We start from the raw sequence: 18,314 nt of genomic DNA on the forward strand, positions 1-18,314 counted from the left end.
GCATTCATGGCCTTAATGCGCCCGGCCTATAAGTCCAAACCTCGAAATGGACGGTAGAGCGGCTTGCACAGGGCGGTTAGCGCGATTTCGCGGGCAAGTTGGTGGCAAGTCGGCCTTCTCCTCATACTCGCCGTAGTGAGTCTGGCAGACTTAACAGCCCCGCGTGTCGCGGGAGGAATTGTGTTGATGGGTCTCGCCATCTTGACCGCCTCCTGCAAGTTTGTTGCACGTGGCAGGAGAGGTGAGCCTCCCGTAGTGTGAGTCGGCGGCGACGGGAGTCCCGTACAGGAGTGGTTCTTTCCGGAGGGGTTCGAGTTCAAACCGGACTGAGCGCAGGTTTCACCTGCGCTCAATCCCGCCGGGAGGATGCTGACTAGGGCTCTGTCTCGGCATCGGTGCCAGATTTGCGGACGGGATTCACTCTGCCGCCTTCTCCGTAGTTACCCTCCGGGTACCCGCCGATTTCGGATTCAGCGGTGCGGCCCTCTGTTGCGCCGGCATCGCCGTAGTCCCCCTTCACATAGCGTCCGGATTCCCTGGCCTTGTCGCCAAGGGGTTCGGGCAGTCCGCCTTCGCTGCCGGCCGCACCGTAATCCCCTCCTATGTATTGGCCTTCCTCATCGTCCGCATGGCGGCCGGGCTGTGCACCGGCCTTGCCAAAGTTGCCTTTGACGTATCGGCCGCGCAGGTCCGGTTCTTCTGGTGTCTTGTCCGCACCACCGTTATCCGGGGTGTCTTTGAAGCCGCTGTTGTCGGTCATGATCCTGCCTTTCCCGAAACAACCTCTGCGTTTTGCTACGCAATTTAAGTCTAGCGAGGGGCGCCGCTCCCCAACAGGTGCAGCTCGGGGCGGCCGCCGCGCCGGGTACCACAGCATTGAGGTGCGTCCACTGGAACGGGTCTTTAGACCATGGCAAATCGGAGTCAGGTTCCATATCATGAAGCTACTGGGGTTGTCAATTTTCGTAGTAAATCGGATGACTCGAGGAGGCACTCGCGATGAGCGATATCAGTCCACTACGGAACGCGGTCCGCAACGGAAGCGGCCTCAAGCAGTTGGGCGGCACTTGGGGTGAACTTCTTGCAGAGTTTCTCGGCACGTTCGTGCTGATCTCTTTCGGCGATGGCGTCGTGGCCATGGCAGTCGCAGCTTTGCCGGGATCCGGCCGGGCCGCGACATCGACGACGATCTTCCTGGCCGCCGGAGACTGGCTGTTGATTACCTGGGGATGGGCCCTGGCGGTGACAATGGCCATCTACGTTGCCGGTGGCGTGAGTGGCGCACACATCAATCCGGCGGTGACTCTGGCGTTCGCGGTCCGGCGGAAATTTCCCTGGAACAAAGTGGGCCCGTATATCGTCGCCCAGGTTCTGGGCGCCTTCGCCGGCGCCGCGATGGTGTACCTGCTGTATCACGACGCCATCGATGCCTTTAACCGGGCCGTCGGTACCGGGCGCGCGGATCCGAAGGGGCTTGCCAGCTACTCCATTTTCGCGACCTTCCCGGCACCCTACTTCAACGGCAACAACGTGGGGCCGCTGGTCGACCAGATTGTCGGCACAGCCTTCCTCCTCATGTTCGTGGTGGCCATTATTGACATGCGCAATACCGCGGTCCAGGCGAACCTGGGTCCGTTCATGATCGGGCTGGCCGTTGCAGCCATCGGCATGTCGATTGGCGCCAACGCCGGCTACGCCATCAACCCGGCCCGTGACTTCGGGCCACGGCTGTTTGCCTGGCTGGCCGGATGGGGGCAGACGGCGCTGCCGGGCACCGTGGATGGGGCTTTCAGTTGGTACTTCTGGGTGCCGATCGTCGGGCCCTTCATCGGCGCAGTGATCGGCGTGCTGATCTACGACTGGTTTATCGGCGACGTCCTGCATGCGCGCATGAGGCTGCAGGAACCCACGCCCCCGGGCCGAGCGGGCGGAGAGACACCTCCGGCCACACCTCCGGCGACCGAACCGACAAGGAGGCAAGAAAAATAGCGACACCCTGGACTTCATCCGCCGTGTACGGGGGGACAGACTAGAGCCCCAAGGCTCCCCATGCTTCAGCCACTGCACGTTTGGATGAGTCAGGAGGCCGGTGACGGGCTGGGCACGGAGCCGCTAGGATTCGCAGACCTTTAGACGCCCCGATGAGTCAGAAGGTGGGACCAATGCAGCTTGACGAGGTCATCGACCAGTTTCATCAAGCGGTAAATCAGTTTGCGCAAGGCGACCCGGAACCCGTCAAGGCCATTTTCTCCCACAGCAGAGATGCTTCCCTGGCTAATCCCTGGGGCCCTCCCGTGGTGGGCTGGGAGCGAGTATCAGAGGCCCTGGACTCAGCGGCGGCACGATTCAAGGATGGACGCGTCACGGCCTTTGATGCCCTCACCAAGCACGTCACCATCGATCTGGCCTGCTTCCTGGACATAGAACACTGGCAGGCCAAGGTCGGAGGAGCCGACAAAATATCGCCATTTGTTCTGCGGGTAACGAGCATTTATCGCCTCGAAGGCGATACTTGGGCACTCGTGCACCGCCACGCAGACCCGATCACCGCACCGCGGGCCCCGGACGCCGTCTTAGGAAAGTGACGCCCGGGAATCAGGCGACCCAAACCCACCACGGGGTTGCAAGACTGAGTTCCGGCCTCGGCGAGTCCTCACGTTTTAGGAGTTTCTGTCCTCTTTCGTAGCGCCGTCCCTCCGGCGCCATGCGCCGAAGGGTGCCGGGCGGGAGGGACCGTTCGGTGACCTCACCCGACGGACGGCAACCATGGCCCATGCCCCAATCAGCACGCCGATGAACACGGTGAAAAGACCGGCGGTGAACCAGCCGTCCTGCCCGAAAACCATCATCACTACGCCCGTCAGGGACAGGCCTTTCGCTGCGATGTCCAGATACAAGGGACCCCTCAGGTGCTCCATGCATCTAAGGTAAACCCGGAGGCACTCTGCCAGCACCGGTCGGCTACTGAGGCGATTTGTTCCAGGCTGTTGACAAATGGCAGTTGAGGTGGGACATGGCCCTGGAGTCGACACGCTACGTGAACACTGGCGCACCCAGCACGCGTCCGCTCGCTCTACCGGAGGCGGGCTTCGATGTCAGGTGCGATCCATTGTGCTGGCGCCGCTGAGGGGAGCGCTCCGGTCCCGTTGTATCGTCAGTTCATCGTCAGCGTCGCCGTGCTGTTCGCGGAGCTCGCGGCCACGGCGGATGTCGTCCTCTTCGTTTGCCTGCTGTTTGTCACTCTTCTTTGTGTCCCGGGGCGGCAGTTGGATGGTTTCCTCGGCTTCGATGCCGGCCTGGAGCTGGCGGCCCCGTTCCATTTCGGCGTCGAACTCGGCGCCAAACAGCAGCGACATGTTCAGGATCCAGAGCCACAGCAGGGACACGATGACGCCGCCGATCGCGCCGTAGGTCTTGTTGTAGCTGCTGAAGTTGGCCACGTAAAACGCGAAGCCGAGCGAGGCCAGCAGGAAGATGGCCAGGGCGATGAACGACCCCAGGCTTATCCAGCGGAACTTGGGCTGTTTCACGTTCGGAGTGGCGTAGTAGAGGATGGCGATCGCCAGCACGACAAGGACCACCACGACCGGCCATTTTACGATGTTCCAAACGGTGAGGAAGGCGTCGCCCAGGCCGATCGCGCTGCCGACGGACTCCGCCACAGGCCCGGTCAGGACGAGCATGGCGGCCAGCACGACGACGATCAGCATGTTGACCACGGTGACGCCGAGCACGGTGCCCCGAAGCTTGATGAACGGCCGGCCTTCGTCGATTTCGTAGACCCGGTTCATGGCCCGGGCAAAGGCTCCGACGTAGCCGGAGGCGGACCAGAGGGCGGTGAGGATGCCGATCACCAGGGTTAGACCGGCCGTTGAGGAGCTGCTGAGCTGCTGAACTGGCTCGCGGATGGCGTCCACCGTGTCGCCCGGAGCGAAGCCCCGGACGATCTCCAGAAGCGCCCCGGTGGTCTTCTCGGCCTGCCCGAAGATGCCCAGCAACGACACCAGTGCCAAAAGCGCGGGAAAGAGCGAGAGGACCGAATAATAGGTCAGGGCAGCGGCGAGGTCGGAGCACTGGTCCTTGGTGAACTCATGCAGCGTCTTCTTGGCGATGTACAGCCACGACGGTTTAGAGACATCGGTGGGGCTGTCGGGCTTGCGGGAGTCATCCGGGGCAGGCGCCGTGCGGGCTTTGGCCGTGCTGCTTTCCTCAGATTCCGCGTTGGCAGGGGCGTTCTCTGCGGCGTCGTTTTTCGCCATGGGTACCATCCTTTGTGGGTTTCAGTGCAGCGGCCGGCCGCCCCTCACATCCGTGAGAAGCGGCCGGTCGGGATCCTGCGTGCTCAAGCCTGCTGGACGTTGTCCTTAGCGTCCGCAGCCTTGTCCTTCACATCGGCCACAGCGCCCTGGCCTTCGGCCTTGACGTGCTCGGTGGCGTCCGCGGCTGTTGCCTTGACGTTCTCAACGGCTGCCTGAGCGGGTTCCTTGAGCCCCTCAGCCACGCTCTTGGCGGCATCCGTCAGTTCCGTCGCGAGCGGTTCCGCGGCCGTCTTGAGCGCCTCGGCTGCTTCGCGCTCCTTCTGGCTGGCCGGAACCAGGGAAGACACCAGCAGTCCTGCCCCGAACGCGATCAGCCCTGCTGCCAGCGGATTTCCCTGAGTCTTGGACTTGACCTGGGTCGGTGCATCCCCAAGGGCGGAGCCTGCACCACCAAGGTGCGAACCGGCACTGGACGTGGCCGAATGCACACTTTCGGCCGTGTGGTCGGCTGCTCCCATGACTCTGTTTTTAACGCCGAAGACGGCGTCTTTGACCTTGTCGGTTTGCCGCTGGACGATGTGCGACGGGGTGACTTTGTCCGCTACGGCGTCGACGTTCGTGCCGAGGCGCGCGCGGGTTGCTTCAATATCTGCTCGGATGACATCCGGGTTTTCACTCATACTGTTTCCTCCGCTTGATCTAAGAGTTGGGCTTAAGCGTGGGGGGAATTTCCTGCAGGGTTTCGGCGGTCTGAGGTATGCCCTTGACCGCCTTGAGTTCCTTGCGGCCCGTGGAGGCCAGGACGGCGGCAATGATGCCCCAGATGATGGCGACAACAACGCCGGACCAACCGAGGCCCATCAGGTCTCCGAGCGCCCACCACAGCGCCACGGAGAGGAACACCAGCACGAAGTGTCCGGCGACTCCGGCGCCGGCGAGCAGTCCGCTGCCCTTGCCGGCCCGGGTTGCGGACTGCTTGAGCTCCACTTTGGCCAGCTCGACTTCCTGGCGCATCAGGGTGGACATGTCGCGTGTGACGTCGCCCAGGAGGTCCCCAAGGGAGGCAGTTTCCGCCTTCGCGTGCGCGGCTGTGGGAGGTACCTCTGGTAGCTGGTGGCTCACAGCTGGCCCCCTTCTCGGCTCGGGAAGGGGACATCGTCCCGAAGGGTTGTTTCGGCTGCCGTGCCGGACGGCAGTGTTTGGGTCGAAACAGGACCCGCCGTGCCGGGAAGGCCCGGCTCGTCGAAGAACCGGTCGCCGGAGCCGGCGGCGAAAACCGTCTCCTGGTGGGCTGGGGCCGCCGCCGGGGAGGACAGGCGCGCGGGTTTCGATGGCGCCTGCTGCGCATCTGGCGCTCCGGCTTGCAGGCTTCGTCCCAGCCGGCCGGCAAGCAGTCCGGCGCCGGCTGCGGCCAGGAGGAAAGTCCCCGGGCGCTGGCGCGCGAAGGACTTCACTTCCTCCAGCAGAGATCCCGGATCCCGGTTTTCAAGCCACGAAGCCACGGATTGGGAGCGTTCCGCGGCCTGGCGGATAAGATCAGTTGCGACGCCGGGCTGGTCGGATGCATCGGCCATCGTGTGCAGCTGCGACGACAGGGTGCGGATCCCCTCAGCAGCCTTCTGCTGCTGCGTGCCCGCCTGATCCGTCAGGTCGGCTTTTGCCTGGTGCAGCAGGTCGCGGGCGCTGGTCTTTACCTCCGAGGCGACGTTGGCAGCCTCAGCCTTGGCGGTTTCAGCTACGTTCTTGGCTTCCCCTGCGGCGTGCCCCGCCACTGCTGCTGCTTCGTCTTTCACTGCTTCTTTTGTGGATGCAGAGCCCGCCGCACCACCGGAGGGCACTGCGCCGGTGCTCGGGTACTCGTCCGTGGACGCCGATGGAGTCGTCTGGGGCCATTGGTTTTCTGTCATCGTTGCTCTCTTTCAGGAAGGGTCCGCAGGTGAATCGTGAACCAGCGGTGCCGGTGAATTAGTAAGCACGGTTACTAATTAGATACTAAGCACACTTCCTGTCTGTTCCGCAAGGCACCCCCCGCTCCACCGGACAAAATAGTAAGTAGGCTTGCCAAGTGGTTACTAAGCATGCTTATGGTGGAGTCATGCAGCGTTCAACACGGAGTCGTTGCAACCCCAAATCGAACCACAGATCCAAGGAGACATCATGCTCGCCAAGGAACATATCGATGACCTGCTTCAGCGCAACGGAAACGTCCTGTCCACTGACGGGGCCAAGATCGGATCCATCGGCCAGGTTTACGCGGACGACGACAACGGCCAGCCCACGTGGGTAACGGCCAAGACCGGATTGTTTGGCACCTCGGAATCCTTCGTCCCGCTGGAAGGGGCCCGCACCGAAGGGGACGACATCCTCGTCCCATACACCAAGGACCAGGTCAAAGACGCCCCGCGTGTGGACACCGACGGGCACCTCGAGCCTGCCGAGGAGAATCGGCTCTACGCCCACTATGGTCTGGGCGGCGGACGGCGGACCTACACCGATGCGACGGCCGGCCGGGATGCGGACTATCGCGGAGCCGACTATGCGGATACCGATAGCGGCACCGTAGGACGCGACACCTCAGGCCCCACCACTGATGATGCCATGACACGTTCGGAGGAACGCCTGAACGTAGGCACCGAGACGGAAGCCGCCGGACGGGTGCGGTTGCGCAAGTATGTCACCACCGAAAATGTCACCCAGACCGTTCCGGTGCAGCGTGAAGAGGTCCGGCTCGAACGTGAACCCATCACGGACGCCAACCGCGGGGCGGCGCTGTCCGGCCCGGACATCAGCGAGGAAGAACACGAAGTCACCCTCCACGAGGAGCGCCCCGTTGTTGAGAAGGAAACGGTGCCGGTCGAACGCGTCCGTCTCGACACGGAAACCGTGACGGACGAAGTTACCGTCAATGAGGAAGTCCGCAAGGAACGTATCGAAACCGACGGCGACGGCGACGCGCGTCGATAGCCATCTGGGCAGGCCAGGGTCATGCTCACGCCGGCCTTGGCCTGCCCTTCCTGCTTGACCTCTGTTCCGCTCAAGGAAGGCCGTCATCGATGCCTCTCGACCCCCCGGCCCACGTCCGGGATGGCTATCTGCTTCTCACCACGGCGGCCCGCCTGGTTCAGCGCCGGCTTGACGACGCACTGGCGCCACTGGGCCTGACCCGGGCGGCAGTTATCGCCCTCAAAGCCGTGTCGCCCCGCCCCCTGAACCAGGAGCAACTCGCGGCAGTGGTCCACGTTCAAAGCCAGACCCTGGGCCGCGTTGTGGCGCGTCTGGAGTCAGGAGGCCTGGTCTCGAGGAAACGAAACCCCCATGACCGCCGCCAGTTCCAGGTTGAGATAACCCATGCCGGGGAAGCGGCCCTCAGCGCAGCCCGCGAGGCCGAGAGCGCCGCCGTTCCTGCAGACTTCGATGGATGGGAGATCCTTCGGGACCAGCTCTCCCACTTTGTGAATTCCTTCCAAAGTCCCCGCCGCGCAGGTGGTTAGACCCGCAGTTGATCCGCCGGGTTGAGACAGGTCGCAGGGGTTCGGACCCTTCGACGACCCGCCCTTCACGTCCGCGGACCGAAGCGAGCCGGTAGGGCGACCCTATGCCGCCGCAATTGCCTCAGGCCTGGGCCCCTGCGGGGGCGGCGTCCGCGTCGGGGCCTGCGCCGCCGGTACGCCGCACATCCACGGACGGCACGGGCTCTTCATTCGCCCGGCGGAAAGAGAGCCAGGCCGCGACTCCCACGGTCACCGCGACGGCCACCACCCCGGCAATCAACCATGCTTTCCCTGACCCCGTCCGCCGCGACTTGGCCGGGGCGGGCACCGGAAAAACTTTCGCTTCAGCCCGCTTCAGGCCCTCGTGAACACGGGGAGCCAGAGTTTCCACTCCACCGGCGAGCTCGTCAGCGAGCCGCCGCAGCCCGGTCTGGATCATCGGCGACGCAGATTCAATCCCGCTATCGAGCCCCACCACCACTCTTTGCAATGCCGCCTCGACCCCGGGAGTGGCCCACTCCCTTCCCTTAGTGAGCTGCGTGATGAGATTCTCTGAAAGATGGCGGACCTGATCGGCCTGGGCGGTGCGTGTTGTCGTGCGCATGAATGCCTCCTCGATGTGTCGGATCCCCATAGCCTACGGCGGCCAGCGCCGTCGAAACAGGCCCCTCCCGGCTGCAGCCAACAAGAACGCCGGGATTCCTGTCTGCGCTGCCTCCCGGTTGTGCGGGGGTGCCGGCGTCCATGCGGTCGGGGTGAAAATGGGGAGATGAGATCCGTGATGAAACGAAGTCGGCCCAACGGCCGCCACCTGCCGGTCCGTCGCCGGGGTCCCGTCGTCGGCGTTTGGCCGGTACGACGGTGAGTACGTTCGTCCTGATACCGGGAGCGGGCGGTGCAGCCTGGTACTGGAGCCGTGTCCTTCCTTTGCTTCAGGGGGCCGGTCACGGAGCCGTGGCGGTCGATCTTCCCGGCGACGATGAAAGCGCCGGGCTGCCCGAGTACGCGCGCCTGGTTCTCGAAGCCATCGGTGGGCGCCACGACGTGGTGCTCGTTGCGCAGTCGCTCGGGGGCTTCACCGCCCCGCTCGTTTGTGAACGGGCTTCCGTCAGAGAGCTTGTCCTGGTGAATGCGATGATCCCGGTACCCGGCGAGACCCCCGGCGCATGGTGGGACAACACCGGCTGGGCTGCAGCGCAGCAAAGCGCGGCGAAGGCCCACGGGTACAGTACCGAGTTCGACACAGACACCTACTTCCTGCACGACGTACCACCAGAAGTCGCGGCCGAAGGGGAACCGCATCAACGCCCTGAAGCGAACGCGGTCTTCGAGTCGGCCTGCAACTTCACAGACTGGCCCAGGGTCCCAACCCGCGTGCTTACCGGAGAGGCAGACCGGTTCTTTCCATTGGATTTCCAACGACAGGTCGCCCGCGAACGCCTCGGCATGGAGCCCGACGTCGTGCCTGGCGGCCACCTCCTCGCCCTAGCAAACCCCGATGGCGTGGCCAATTACCTGCTGCGCAGTGGAACGTAGGAAATACCGCTCCACGGGCAAACCATTCGTGACCCCGGCAGGTCGGCTGTTTCCGCCCTGCCAGATGGTTTGCCGACTCATGTGCCCGCCTGGGCCCGCGAAGAAGCTGCCACGTTCACGACACTGGCTGGTGCCGGGCACTGCATGATGCTTGAGCAGCCCGCACCGTTTGGCAGAATCCTGGCGGCAGGGCTCGACGCTGCGATTACCTTCGCGCGCCGACGTAGGCCTTCACGGGCTTGGTGGCGGGCATCGCGATGACGGCCAAGACCGTGAGTACGGCACAGATCATGACGGCCAGGAACACGGCCGAGGAAGCCGCCACAATGGTTTGGGGGTCCGTGTCGGCCTGCGGGGAGCTGGCGTAGACGGCGTTAGCTATCGCCCCGAATACGGCGACACCGATGGAGCTGCCGATCGATCGGGCGAAAAGGTTGGTGCCGGTGACCACGCCGCGCTCATTCCATTCGACGCTCGTCTGGGCGGCTATAAGGGTCGGAGTCGCGACGAGCCCGAGTCCGAGCCCGACGATGAAGCAACTGCCCGCCACCAGCGCAATGTTGGGCGCAGAAGCGGTGAGGGCAAGGACTGCTGTGCCGATGACGGTGACCGTGACGCCGATCATTGCCGTGTTCCGGAACCCGATCCGAAGATACAAGCGTCCAGATTGGGACGCACTAATCGGCCACCCGATGGTCAACGCCGCCAGGGCTAGTCCGGCCAGGATCGGGGAAGTCGAGAGGGCACCTTCGAGGAACGTGGGAACGTAAGACGTCAGGCCAAGCATGACCGCTCCCACACCGAAGGCGATCATCGCCGTCGTCGCCAGCAGCCGCCGGGACGCTACCCACGGCGGCAGGACCGGCTCCGCTGCCCTCCGCTCGACGAGGATGAACGCGGCGAATAGGACGGCACCGCCTGCGAACACTGCGCTGCTGATGGCGGAGTTCCAGGCCCAGGCCTGGCCGCCTTCGAGGGCCCCGAGGATGAGCAGGGTGAGCGAGACCGTGAGTAGCCCCGCCCCCAGATAGTCGACCCTGTGCTTCACGCGCTCGATATCCTCGTTGAACGACCGGACCAGCATCCACCCTGCCATCAGGCACAGCGGAATGTTCACGAGGAAAATGCCGCGCCAAATGCCGAGTGAGGCAAACACTCCCCCCAGTGTTGGGCCAACCACTGAGGAGACGGCCCACACGCTCGCAAGGTAGCCCTGCACCTTTGCCCGCTCTGCCAGCGTGTAGATATCGCCGGCGATGGTGATGGCCATCGGCTGGACCGCTCCCGCGCCCAGTCCCTGCACGACGCGGAAGGCGATGAGCACCGGCATGCTCCAGGCGACCCCGCACAGGACCGAGCCGAGCAGGAACAAACCTATTCCGATGAGGATGATCGGTTTGCGGCCAATGACGTCGGAGAGCTTCGCGTAGACAGGTACCGACACAGCCTGGGCCAACAGGTAGGCGGAGAAAAGCCACGGGAACGACGTGAACCCGCCAATGTCATGCACGATCGAAGGCACGGCTGTCGCCACAATCGTCGCATCAATCGCCACCAGACCCGTCGAGAGCATCAGGGCAATGAGGACCGGGCCGCGTTTGGACCGGAAGCCGACTCCCTCGGCAGGCGTAGTCGTCATGTGACCTCATTCCAATCGGAGCCCAAAGGGGGCCTTTCGCGCAGAACCGGTTCCGGCCCCGACTGCATAACGGCACCATTCACCGAATTAGTCCCGGCCCTCCCTCATAATCGAGCCGATGGTCCGGAAGCGGGTTGGCCGGAGGGGCCACCCCGAGTAGCCTGAACGACGGGCAGGTGGTGCTGCCGCCGCGGCCGGGCGATTTCTAACCCAGGCCTTCCACCATTAGCCAGCACATCAAAGAAAGAACTTGCCATGTGTCGACTTTTCGGCCTGCACGCTGGTCCCCAGCCGGTCAGGGCGACGTTCTGGCTCCTTGACGCCCCGGACAGCCTCGCCGAGCAGAGCCGGCGGGAGCCCGACGGCGCCGGCATAGGCACCTTCGACGCTGACGGTAGAGCCCACGTGGCAAAGCAGCCGCTTGCCGCTTGGGAGGACCACGCGTTCGCGCGCGAGGCACGGGTTCTGAAGAGCACAACGTTCCTTGCCCATGTGCGGTATGCCAGCACCGGAGCCCATGCTCTGGTCAACACGCACCCGTTCGAGCAGGACGGGCGGCTGTTTGCCCACAACGGCGCCTTCGGAGATCTCAAACGGCTCGATCAGCATCTGGCCGAGCTCGGCGTTACGGACCTCGTGCAGGGTCAGACCGACAGCGAACGCCTCTTCGCGCTCATCACTGCCGAGAGCCGTCGGACCCGCGGCGACGTCGGAGAAGGCATTGCCCGGGCCATTAGGTGGATCGCCGAGGAGTTGCCCGTCTTTAGCCTGAACCTCATCGTGACCACTGCCACGGACCTCTGGTCGCTCAGGTACCCGGCAACCCACGAGTTACACATTCTTGAACGGGACCCTGCCGCTGCTCCGGCTCCGGCGGCCCCTATGGACGCCCGGAGCATTCGAATCCACGCCCGCAGCACGGATCTTGCCCGTTCCCCGCATGTCCTCTTCGCTACCGAACCGATGGATCACAACCCGGGCTGGCGACCCATGGCATCCGGCGAGCTGGTGCACGTTGGCCCATTACTGGCGGTGACCTCCACCTGTCCTTTCCCGGACTCCCCTGCGCATCCGCTCAGTCTCTCCGATCTTGAACCGTCCGCGGCGGCGTCCCAGAAGCAATGACCACGGATCGACAAACCCTTAACGCGGGCGTCGTTTGATCCTCTACATTGACACCCAGCAGTCGACCGCCTGGTTGGGCTCAACGCCGGAAATCGAGGCGCTCCCCCTTCGTTCCGCAGCGCGATGTCAGGCCGCGACGCCGGGTCTCCAGGTTGTGTTTCGAACACGCGACCAGTCAAGACCCGTCATCGCCGAACATACCCGACGGCAGGAACACCTTTGCCGTGTTCTACCCGGGCGATTACGAAGCCACCCTGATCGGCGAGTACTTCGCCGGCCCGTTGTTATTCGGCCCCAGTACACCGACACACCAGAACCACTTCGGCGCATACCGGCCCAAAAGCCGGGGCGTTCTATAGCGTGGACACGATGACGGAGAATCACGCTACCGACCTGTACGACGCAGTCAACAACTGGGGGCCCAGCGACGACTTTTTCCTGGGCTTCGTGACGACCATCCCCGGCGCACGCGTCCTTGACCTCGGCTGCGGGACTGGCGGTATACCAATCGCCGCCGCGAAAGCAGGATGCGCCGTCACGGGCGTTGATCCCCACCGCCCGTCCCTCGAGGCAGCCCGCGCGAAGCCGGGCGCCGACAGGGTCGTATGGATCGATGGCAACTCCCGGGCCATTCCCGCCAGTGCGCTTTTCGATGTTGCCCTCATGTCCTCCAACGTCGTTCAGGAGATTCTCGACGACGACGAGCTTGCCCGGTCATTGGCTGACATCGCGGCCCATCTTGTCCCGGGAGGTCGTCTCGCCTTCGATTCACGCGATCCGAATGCCCGTGGCTGGGAGGCCTGGACCAAGGAACGCACCCACAAGATGGTCCACCTCCCTCGGGGCGATAGCCAGCACTGGTACCAAACCACTTATGTAAATGAACAAGCCGGTGTGGTGGACTTCTGCGCGCACGAGATCGGCCCGGATGGGATCGAACGTGTCGAGTCCGGGCCTCTCCGCTTCCGCTCAGAAGACCAGCTCCGCGCCATGCTTCATGAGGCGGGGCTCGCCGTCGACGACGTGTTCGGCGGATATCACGGCGAACCGGTGGGACGCGGCGTTGGCACCCTCACGTTCACCGCCCACCGCCCGTGAGCGCCCAGAACCCCGACCGCCCGGCGATACCGCCATGTTTTGTTGTGCTCTCTTTGCAGCACGTTGCCGCCAAAGCTGCTCTCACAACCGGCCGGGCATCTGATCCTTCGGACAGCAGCCTCGGATTTTGTGGAATTGCGCCGATATAGCAGTACATGCACGATTGTTGTTGGGCGATTGAAATCGGCCGACGTGACCCGATCACGGATTCAAGTCGAACCAGTCCGAGGCCTTCATGGGTCGCGCTTTCGGCCGTCGCACTCGATCTACGACGGGGACCCAAGTCTTCACCGGCACGTCTTCTGCGAACCATTCAAAGGCCCGAATCGTCGGGTGGGCCGCGATTCCCTCCGGATCCGCACCCGACAGAGCAACCGCCCGAATGAGCAACAATTCCTCCAGGCACGGCGCTTCTAGGAGTGGGCCCAACCCGGAGAGACCCTTCATCGATCCGATCTCCAAGCGCTTGAGGTGCACAAGGCCAGCCGTAAACGCCACGACCACAACCGGTTCCGGATTATCGGCCTAGACCAGCGGGGTTGTGGCAAGAGCACTCCCATTGCCCAGGACGACCTTGACCACCTGTCGGGGAACACGACGCAAGCCTTGATTGAAGACATTGAGGCCGTGAGAGAGCACCTAGGTGTAGAGAAGTGGGTCCTCACCGGCGTTTCGTGGGGTAGCACGCTTGCCCTCGCCTATGCGCTGGAACATCCCAGTCGGGTCCTCGGTATCGCCTTGGTAGCCGTGACAACAAGCAGCCGGGAAGAGATCCAATGGATCACTGAAGACGTCGGACGCGTCTTTCCCGAAGCGTGGGCGGACTTCGCGGAGGCTGGCAACGCGGAACCGGGCGAACGCGTGGTCGAGGCATACGCACGTCGACTGGCCGGTCAAGATCGCGAAGACGCCCGGCGCGCCGCCCTATCGTGGGACCGATGGGAATCCACGCACATATCGCTGGACCCCCACTGGCTTCCTGGCCCGCTGTTTGAAGACGAGCGAGAGCGCATGACGTTTGCTCTTCTAGTTACGCACTACTGGGCGAACGACGGATTCCTGTCCAACGGGCAGGAACTTATCCCGCGGATTCACGAGCTCAACGGCATCCCCGGATACCTTATACATGGCCGGCGCGACATCAGCGGACCCGCCATCACTGCATGGGAGCTGCACCGACGCTGGGAGTCAAGCCGACTCGTCGTCAGAGAAGACGAAGGGCATGGCGGCCCTGCATCCATGGCAGCACTGACCCGGGCAGTTGAAGAAATCGCTGCAATGATTTGAGGTCCTAGTCGTTCTGACTGCAGCCCGACATCGTGGCCGAGCCCGTTCGTCTCTGACGACCGGGCCAGGGCGAACCCGAGCCGGGCGATGACAAGCACTCAGGCAACGATGACTGACAGACCGGAGACCGGCGCGCGATTAGAGGCTGGGTTCCCCGCCCCGATAGCGGCGGCGCAACCGGACCGCGACCGCGAAAATCCAGGCCATGAACGTGACCAGGATGACTCGTTGCACCAGACCTTTCCATTCGAACAGTGCGCTCCCGGGCTGCTGGCTGAACTTGAGCAGGCCGATCCCGAGGGTCAGGACTACACCAGCGGTCAGCGTCCACCCCGCCAGAGTGCGCCAGAGCGGGTCGCCGCGGAAGCGCCTGTAGAAAACGAAGCAACTTAGAGGCGCGAACGTGAAGACGAGGGCCCCGAAGATGCCGTGCACGACGCCATGGGTGCTTATTTGGTCGAACATGGCGGACGGGTCGGTGGTGAATGGTCCGGACGCAATCAGGCTGACGCCGATACACTGTACAAGCACCGGCCCGGCCAGAGAAGCCGCCCCGGTATTGAAGTGAGCCGCGAGACCGCGACCGAATACCAATACCAGGGCACCGGTCAGCACGAAGTTGAGCATCTGGACCCAGCCGTAGGGGCCAAGGGACAGCTCGCTGACGAACATGCTGGTCCAGGAGTAACCCGGGCACAGCCACCCATAAACAGTGAAAACGGTGACAAAAAGGACTGCCCCCGCCATCCCCGCTACAGCCCCCAGTCTGACGCGCCGATGTCCGGCCGCTGCGAGGCAAGGGGCGGAACTCGAGATCACAAACTGAAGCTTAGTGCGTCAAAGCCTCATTGCCCCGTTGCTCTTGTTCAACATTCCTGGTGTGGCCTGCAGAATCAAGGTTCAATATCCGCGGCGCGGCATAGGAGAATGCCAACGGCACAAGCGCACAGTAGCAGTATGAAATCACTACTAAGCGATGAAATCGTCGCCCTACGTGGCGTCCTCACCGATACACACCCGGTCGATTTCCACGCTCTTGGGGTAACCGGTGCAATTGACCGCTTGACGCTTCCCCTCCGCGAACGCGGGACCGTGGTGCATCTGGAGACTCCGCACCACAGGATGGAAGTAGACCGGCAATCCGCAACCCTTCTGTACCGAGCGGCGCAGGAGCTCCTCAGCAATGTCTACAAATTCGCTCACGCATCAACTGTGACGCTCCGGCTGGGCGGCGTCACCCAAGGCATGAGCCACGGCGTTCAGCTCAAAGTGTCAGACGACGGCCGTGGTTTCGACGTGCCGACAGCCATGATTGCTCGGCACACCGGCATGGGGCTGCGCCTCATGCGAGTGGCCGTAGTCCTTGCTGGCGGAGAGATGACCATCGATTCGTCCGCCGCCGCCGGAACCTGTGTGACAATAACACTGCCTCTGGACTAGCATCCGCTGCACGGCTTTTCTGCTCGGGACCAGCAGCCCGGCTGGCGTGCTCACGACCAACGCCGGGGTGGAGTCCATGACAGCCCAGTCCCCCCGGCATGTCCCTGGTTAGCGTCGACTCCGGCGGACACAACACGGCCGCCCTGATTACCGCCGATGCGACGCTGGGGCGGAATGGTCCGATGCAAACCTTCACTGCTCCTCACGCACCCGAATCACCGCAGGCAAGGGTTGGTCGACGAAGTCCTCGCCGTTGCATGCATGCATGCATGTCGAAGACATTTCTTGGGGTGTCTGACAGATGCGTTTCCCGGTGGAGCAGCTCCCCGTCCGTGCCCGCAACGGCTGGCGCCAGGCTCCCTGACGCGGTATTGCGGCGGGCACCATGTCCGGTGGCTGTCCGGCCTCCCATTCCCGGGCGTCCGGCGGCGCCGGCGCGATCGAGAGGGCAGCGGATATCCAACCCGTCGTGGCGAATGGGTCTGCGGGCAAGCGTTCCCGGGGATGTGCAGCGGGTGAAGAACCGGTCGATGGTTGATTCGCTGTTGGTACTGCCGCCACCTCTCCGCAGGGTCCATCCGCGACTGAGGAGGCATGAAACGACGTGACCGGGGCAAGTCAGCCTCCGTGTTGGCTTGTGAAGCGTGCGGGCTGCTGCCCCATCCCCAAAAGGCCCGTCTGACACTGGCCAATGTGTCTTTCATGTTGCCCATGGAGCGGGAGGTTCACGCCGCGGTTTGCATGCGACGGCGGCCCTGTGGCGGATCCGCACCGTTATCGCTGGCGGGCCAGTTGCGCAGGGAAAGCTGGCCCGCGGTGCCGCCGGTGTGAAAGCAGAAATTCACCTCATGCCGGGCAAAGTCGCGGGCGGAGCCGACTCTAGATTCCAGGGCCTCATCCTCGCGACGGTCGCCTCGTGGGCGCACCGGTGCTCCCCGGATCCGCTGCGACACGCGACACGGGTACCGCATCAGCGGGTCGGCCTGACAGCCCACTGAACTTCCGAACCTCTATCGGCCAGGTTTGAAAATGCGGTAGCTCCGTGTGCTCTGCGATGGGGTTTTCTGTCTTACCCGGCCCGCAGGCCGCCTGCGCGGGTTTTGGATACCGACGGCGGAAACGATGCCCCCGAGGATGAGCAGCACCGCCGTCACGGTCACCATCCGGTGAAATCCGTCGAGCTCAAGTTTGCCGCCCACGACCAAGCCGACCAGCGCGATGCCGATCAGACCGGCAACCCTGCTGACGGCGTTATTCACTGCCGAGCCGATGCCGGCCTGCTGTTCCGAAACCGAACCGAGAATGGCGGCGGTCAGCGGTGCGACGGTCGCCGAGAGCCCGACTGCGAACAGGAGGATCCCAGGCATTAGCTGGGTCCAATAGTTGACCGGGATTTCGGCCGCGAGCATCAGGAGGTAGCCAACTCCGGCGAGAGCAGGTCCGAATGCCATGAACCACCTCGGCCCGAACCTCCCGGCCAGGGAGCCAAACCATGACGCCAGGAGGATGTTGACGATGCTGACGGGAAGCAACGCGAGTGCGGCAAGCGTCGCCGGAAACCCGGCAACCTGCTGCAGGAAAAGCACGATGATGAATCCCCCGATCGACAGAGCGGCGTAGACGAAGGCCGTAGCCACATTCCCGACGGCAAAGTTTCGGACCGAGAAAAGACTGAGTGGCAGGAGCGGCTGCTGCGCGGTCATTTCCCGCCAAATGAACCCGGCGAGGCACAGGATGCCGAGAACGAAGGGCATCAGAATGGGCGGGCTCCCCCAGCCATAGTTGCCTTGTTCGATCAGCGCGTAGACCGGCCCCGCCAACCCGAGCACACAGAGCACAGCGCCCGGGTAGTCGATGCGCACCCCCTCCACGCGAACATCCTTGGCCCGCAGCACGGCTAACAGGTACAAGGTCACAGCAATGGGCAGGACGTTGATTCCGAAGACCCAACGCCAGCCCACCGAATCGACCAGCAACCCGCCGAGCAGGGGGCCCGCGATGAAAGCCACGGTTGTGCCGGCTGTCCACTGGCCGATCGCCTTCGCCCGGGGGGCCTCGTCGAAGTTTGACGTGATCAGGGCCAGGGAGCTGGGCACCAGCAAGGCGCCCGCGACGCCTTGAAGCGCCCTCGCCAGGACCAGCACCTCCGCCGTGGGTGCCAGCGCACACATGACTGACGTCGCGCCGAACCCGATCAGCCCTGCCCGGAGAACCACAACGCGTCCGAGCAAATCAGAGAGCGAACCGGCAACCAGGATCAGGGAACCCAAGGTGATCAGGTAGGCGTCGACAACCCATTGCTGCGTCGTAAGTCCGCCGCCTAATTCGCGGGAAATGGCCGGCAGCGCCACGTTGATGACGCTGCTGTCGAGAAACGACACGAAGGACGCGAGAATTGCGATCCAAAGCACGAGCCTCTGCGTACGCGCCGACGGTAGG

The 18,314-nt window shown here is 63.7% G+C and carries 19 protein-coding genes; 9 read left to right on the plus strand and 10 right to left on the minus strand.

The window, feature by feature from the left end; genetic code table 11:
* Positions 1-373 precede the first annotated feature (373 nt).
* Positions 374-760 (minus strand): hypothetical protein, encoded by a 387-nt coding sequence (locus BLQ10_RS07120; protein ID WP_091560050.1) that lies wholly within the window; start codon positions 758-760, stop codon positions 374-376.
* A 239-nt stretch (positions 761-999) separates the two neighbouring features.
* Between BLQ10_RS07120 and BLQ10_RS07125 the strand changes: the two genes are divergently transcribed.
* Entirely contained in the window at positions 1,000-1,989 is a 990-nt protein-coding gene (locus tag BLQ10_RS07125; RefSeq protein WP_091560052.1) for an MIP/aquaporin family protein, read from the plus strand.
* Positions 1,990-2,162: 173 nt separating this feature from the next.
* Complete coding sequence (locus tag BLQ10_RS07130) at positions 2,163-2,585, plus strand: YybH family protein (RefSeq protein WP_175558510.1); 423 nt, start codon at positions 2,163-2,165, stop codon at positions 2,583-2,585.
* Positions 2,586-2,660: 75 nt separating this feature from the next.
* Here BLQ10_RS07130 and BLQ10_RS07135 read toward each other — a convergent pair whose 3' ends face one another.
* From BLQ10_RS07135 to BLQ10_RS07155, 5 genes are all read right to left on the minus strand, one after another.
* A complete protein-coding gene (locus BLQ10_RS07135; protein WP_139164192.1) occupies positions 2,661-2,918 on the minus strand; it encodes a hypothetical protein in 258 nt (85 codons plus the stop codon).
* A 177-nt stretch (positions 2,919-3,095) separates the two neighbouring features.
* Positions 3,096-4,259, minus strand: coding sequence for a YihY/virulence factor BrkB family protein (locus BLQ10_RS07140; protein ID WP_217635795.1), 1,164 nt, complete (start codon positions 4,257-4,259; stop codon positions 3,096-3,098).
* Between the two features lie 83 nt (positions 4,260-4,342).
* Positions 4,343-4,939 carry a DUF3618 domain-containing protein gene (locus BLQ10_RS07145; protein WP_091560062.1) on the minus strand — a complete coding sequence of 199 codons (597 nt, stop codon included), beginning with the start codon at positions 4,937-4,939 and terminating at the stop codon, positions 4,343-4,345.
* Between the two features lie 19 nt (positions 4,940-4,958).
* Positions 4,959-5,381, minus strand: coding sequence for a phage holin family protein (locus BLQ10_RS07150; protein WP_091560063.1), 423 nt, complete (start codon positions 5,379-5,381; stop codon positions 4,959-4,961).
* Positions 5,378-6,166 (minus strand): hypothetical protein, encoded by a 789-nt coding sequence (locus tag BLQ10_RS07155; RefSeq protein WP_254785445.1) that lies wholly within the window; start codon positions 6,164-6,166, stop codon positions 5,378-5,380. The genes BLQ10_RS07150 and BLQ10_RS07155 overlap by 4 nt, the downstream gene beginning before the upstream one ends.
* Before the next feature lie 250 nt (positions 6,167-6,416).
* Between BLQ10_RS07155 and BLQ10_RS07160 the strand changes: the two genes are divergently transcribed.
* Together BLQ10_RS07160 and BLQ10_RS07165 are read left to right on the plus strand one after the other, a co-directional pair.
* Positions 6,417-7,223: a DUF2382 domain-containing protein gene (locus tag BLQ10_RS07160; protein ID WP_091560067.1), complete on the plus strand. Its 807-nt coding sequence runs from the start codon at positions 6,417-6,419 to the stop codon at positions 7,221-7,223.
* 89 nt (positions 7,224-7,312) lie between these two features.
* A complete protein-coding gene (locus BLQ10_RS07165; protein WP_091560070.1) occupies positions 7,313-7,750 on the plus strand; it encodes a MarR family winged helix-turn-helix transcriptional regulator in 438 nt (145 codons plus the stop codon).
* A 121-nt stretch (positions 7,751-7,871) separates the two neighbouring features.
* On the opposite strand, the gene BLQ10_RS07170 is transcribed toward BLQ10_RS07165, so the two are convergent.
* The gene (locus tag BLQ10_RS07170) at positions 7,872-8,354 is read right to left on the minus strand and encodes a hypothetical protein (RefSeq protein ID WP_254785446.1); all 483 of its coding nucleotides are present in this window, start codon (positions 8,352-8,354) and stop codon (positions 7,872-7,874) included.
* A 257-nt stretch (positions 8,355-8,611) separates the two neighbouring features.
* On the opposite strand from BLQ10_RS07170, the gene BLQ10_RS07175 reads away from it, so the two are divergent.
* The gene (locus tag BLQ10_RS07175) at positions 8,612-9,286 is read left to right on the plus strand and encodes an alpha/beta fold hydrolase (protein WP_175558511.1); all 675 of its coding nucleotides are present in this window, start codon (positions 8,612-8,614) and stop codon (positions 9,284-9,286) included.
* Positions 9,287-9,491: 205 nt separating this feature from the next.
* Here the strand turns inward: BLQ10_RS07175 and BLQ10_RS07180 are convergent, their stop codons facing one another.
* Positions 9,492-10,925, minus strand: a complete 1,434-nt coding sequence (locus BLQ10_RS07180; RefSeq protein ID WP_091560077.1) for an MFS transporter — start codon at positions 10,923-10,925, stop codon at positions 9,492-9,494.
* 255 nt (positions 10,926-11,180) lie between these two features.
* Here BLQ10_RS07180 and BLQ10_RS07185 point away from each other — a divergent pair, with 255 nt between their 5' ends.
* The 3 genes from BLQ10_RS07185 (at position 11,181) to BLQ10_RS07200 (ending at position 14,435) form a co-directional block, all read left to right on the plus strand.
* Positions 11,181-12,050, plus strand: a complete 870-nt coding sequence (locus tag BLQ10_RS07185) for a class II glutamine amidotransferase (protein WP_091560078.1) — start codon at positions 11,181-11,183, stop codon at positions 12,048-12,050.
* A 369-nt stretch (positions 12,051-12,419) separates the two neighbouring features.
* Entirely contained in the window at positions 12,420-13,148 is a 729-nt protein-coding gene (locus BLQ10_RS07190) for a class I SAM-dependent methyltransferase (protein ID WP_091560081.1), read from the plus strand.
* A gap of 471 nt (positions 13,149-13,619) precedes the next feature.
* Positions 13,620-14,435 (plus strand): alpha/beta fold hydrolase, encoded by an 816-nt coding sequence (locus tag BLQ10_RS07200; RefSeq protein ID WP_091560084.1) that lies wholly within the window; start codon positions 13,620-13,622, stop codon positions 14,433-14,435.
* A 138-nt stretch (positions 14,436-14,573) separates the two neighbouring features.
* Here BLQ10_RS07200 and BLQ10_RS07205 read toward each other — a convergent pair whose 3' ends face one another.
* On the minus strand, positions 14,574-15,182 hold the full coding sequence (locus tag BLQ10_RS07205) for a DUF998 domain-containing protein (RefSeq protein WP_091560086.1): 609 nt from the start codon (positions 15,180-15,182) through the stop codon (positions 14,574-14,576).
* Between the two features lie 210 nt (positions 15,183-15,392).
* On the opposite strand from BLQ10_RS07205, the gene BLQ10_RS07210 reads away from it, so the two are divergent.
* Positions 15,393-15,875 (plus strand): sensor histidine kinase, encoded by a 483-nt coding sequence (locus BLQ10_RS07210; RefSeq protein WP_091560088.1) that lies wholly within the window; start codon positions 15,393-15,395, stop codon positions 15,873-15,875.
* 1,010 nt (positions 15,876-16,885) lie between these two features.
* Here BLQ10_RS07210 and BLQ10_RS07215 read toward each other — a convergent pair.
* The gene (locus tag BLQ10_RS07215) at positions 16,886-18,286 is read right to left on the minus strand and encodes an MFS transporter (protein ID WP_091560090.1); all 1,401 of its coding nucleotides are present in this window, start codon (positions 18,284-18,286) and stop codon (positions 16,886-16,888) included.
* Positions 18,287-18,314 lie beyond the last annotated feature (28 nt).

The organism is Arthrobacter sp. ok362 (assembly GCF_900102785.1).
In the GTDB taxonomy this organism is placed as follows: Bacteria; Actinomycetota; Actinomycetes; order Actinomycetales; family Micrococcaceae; genus Arthrobacter.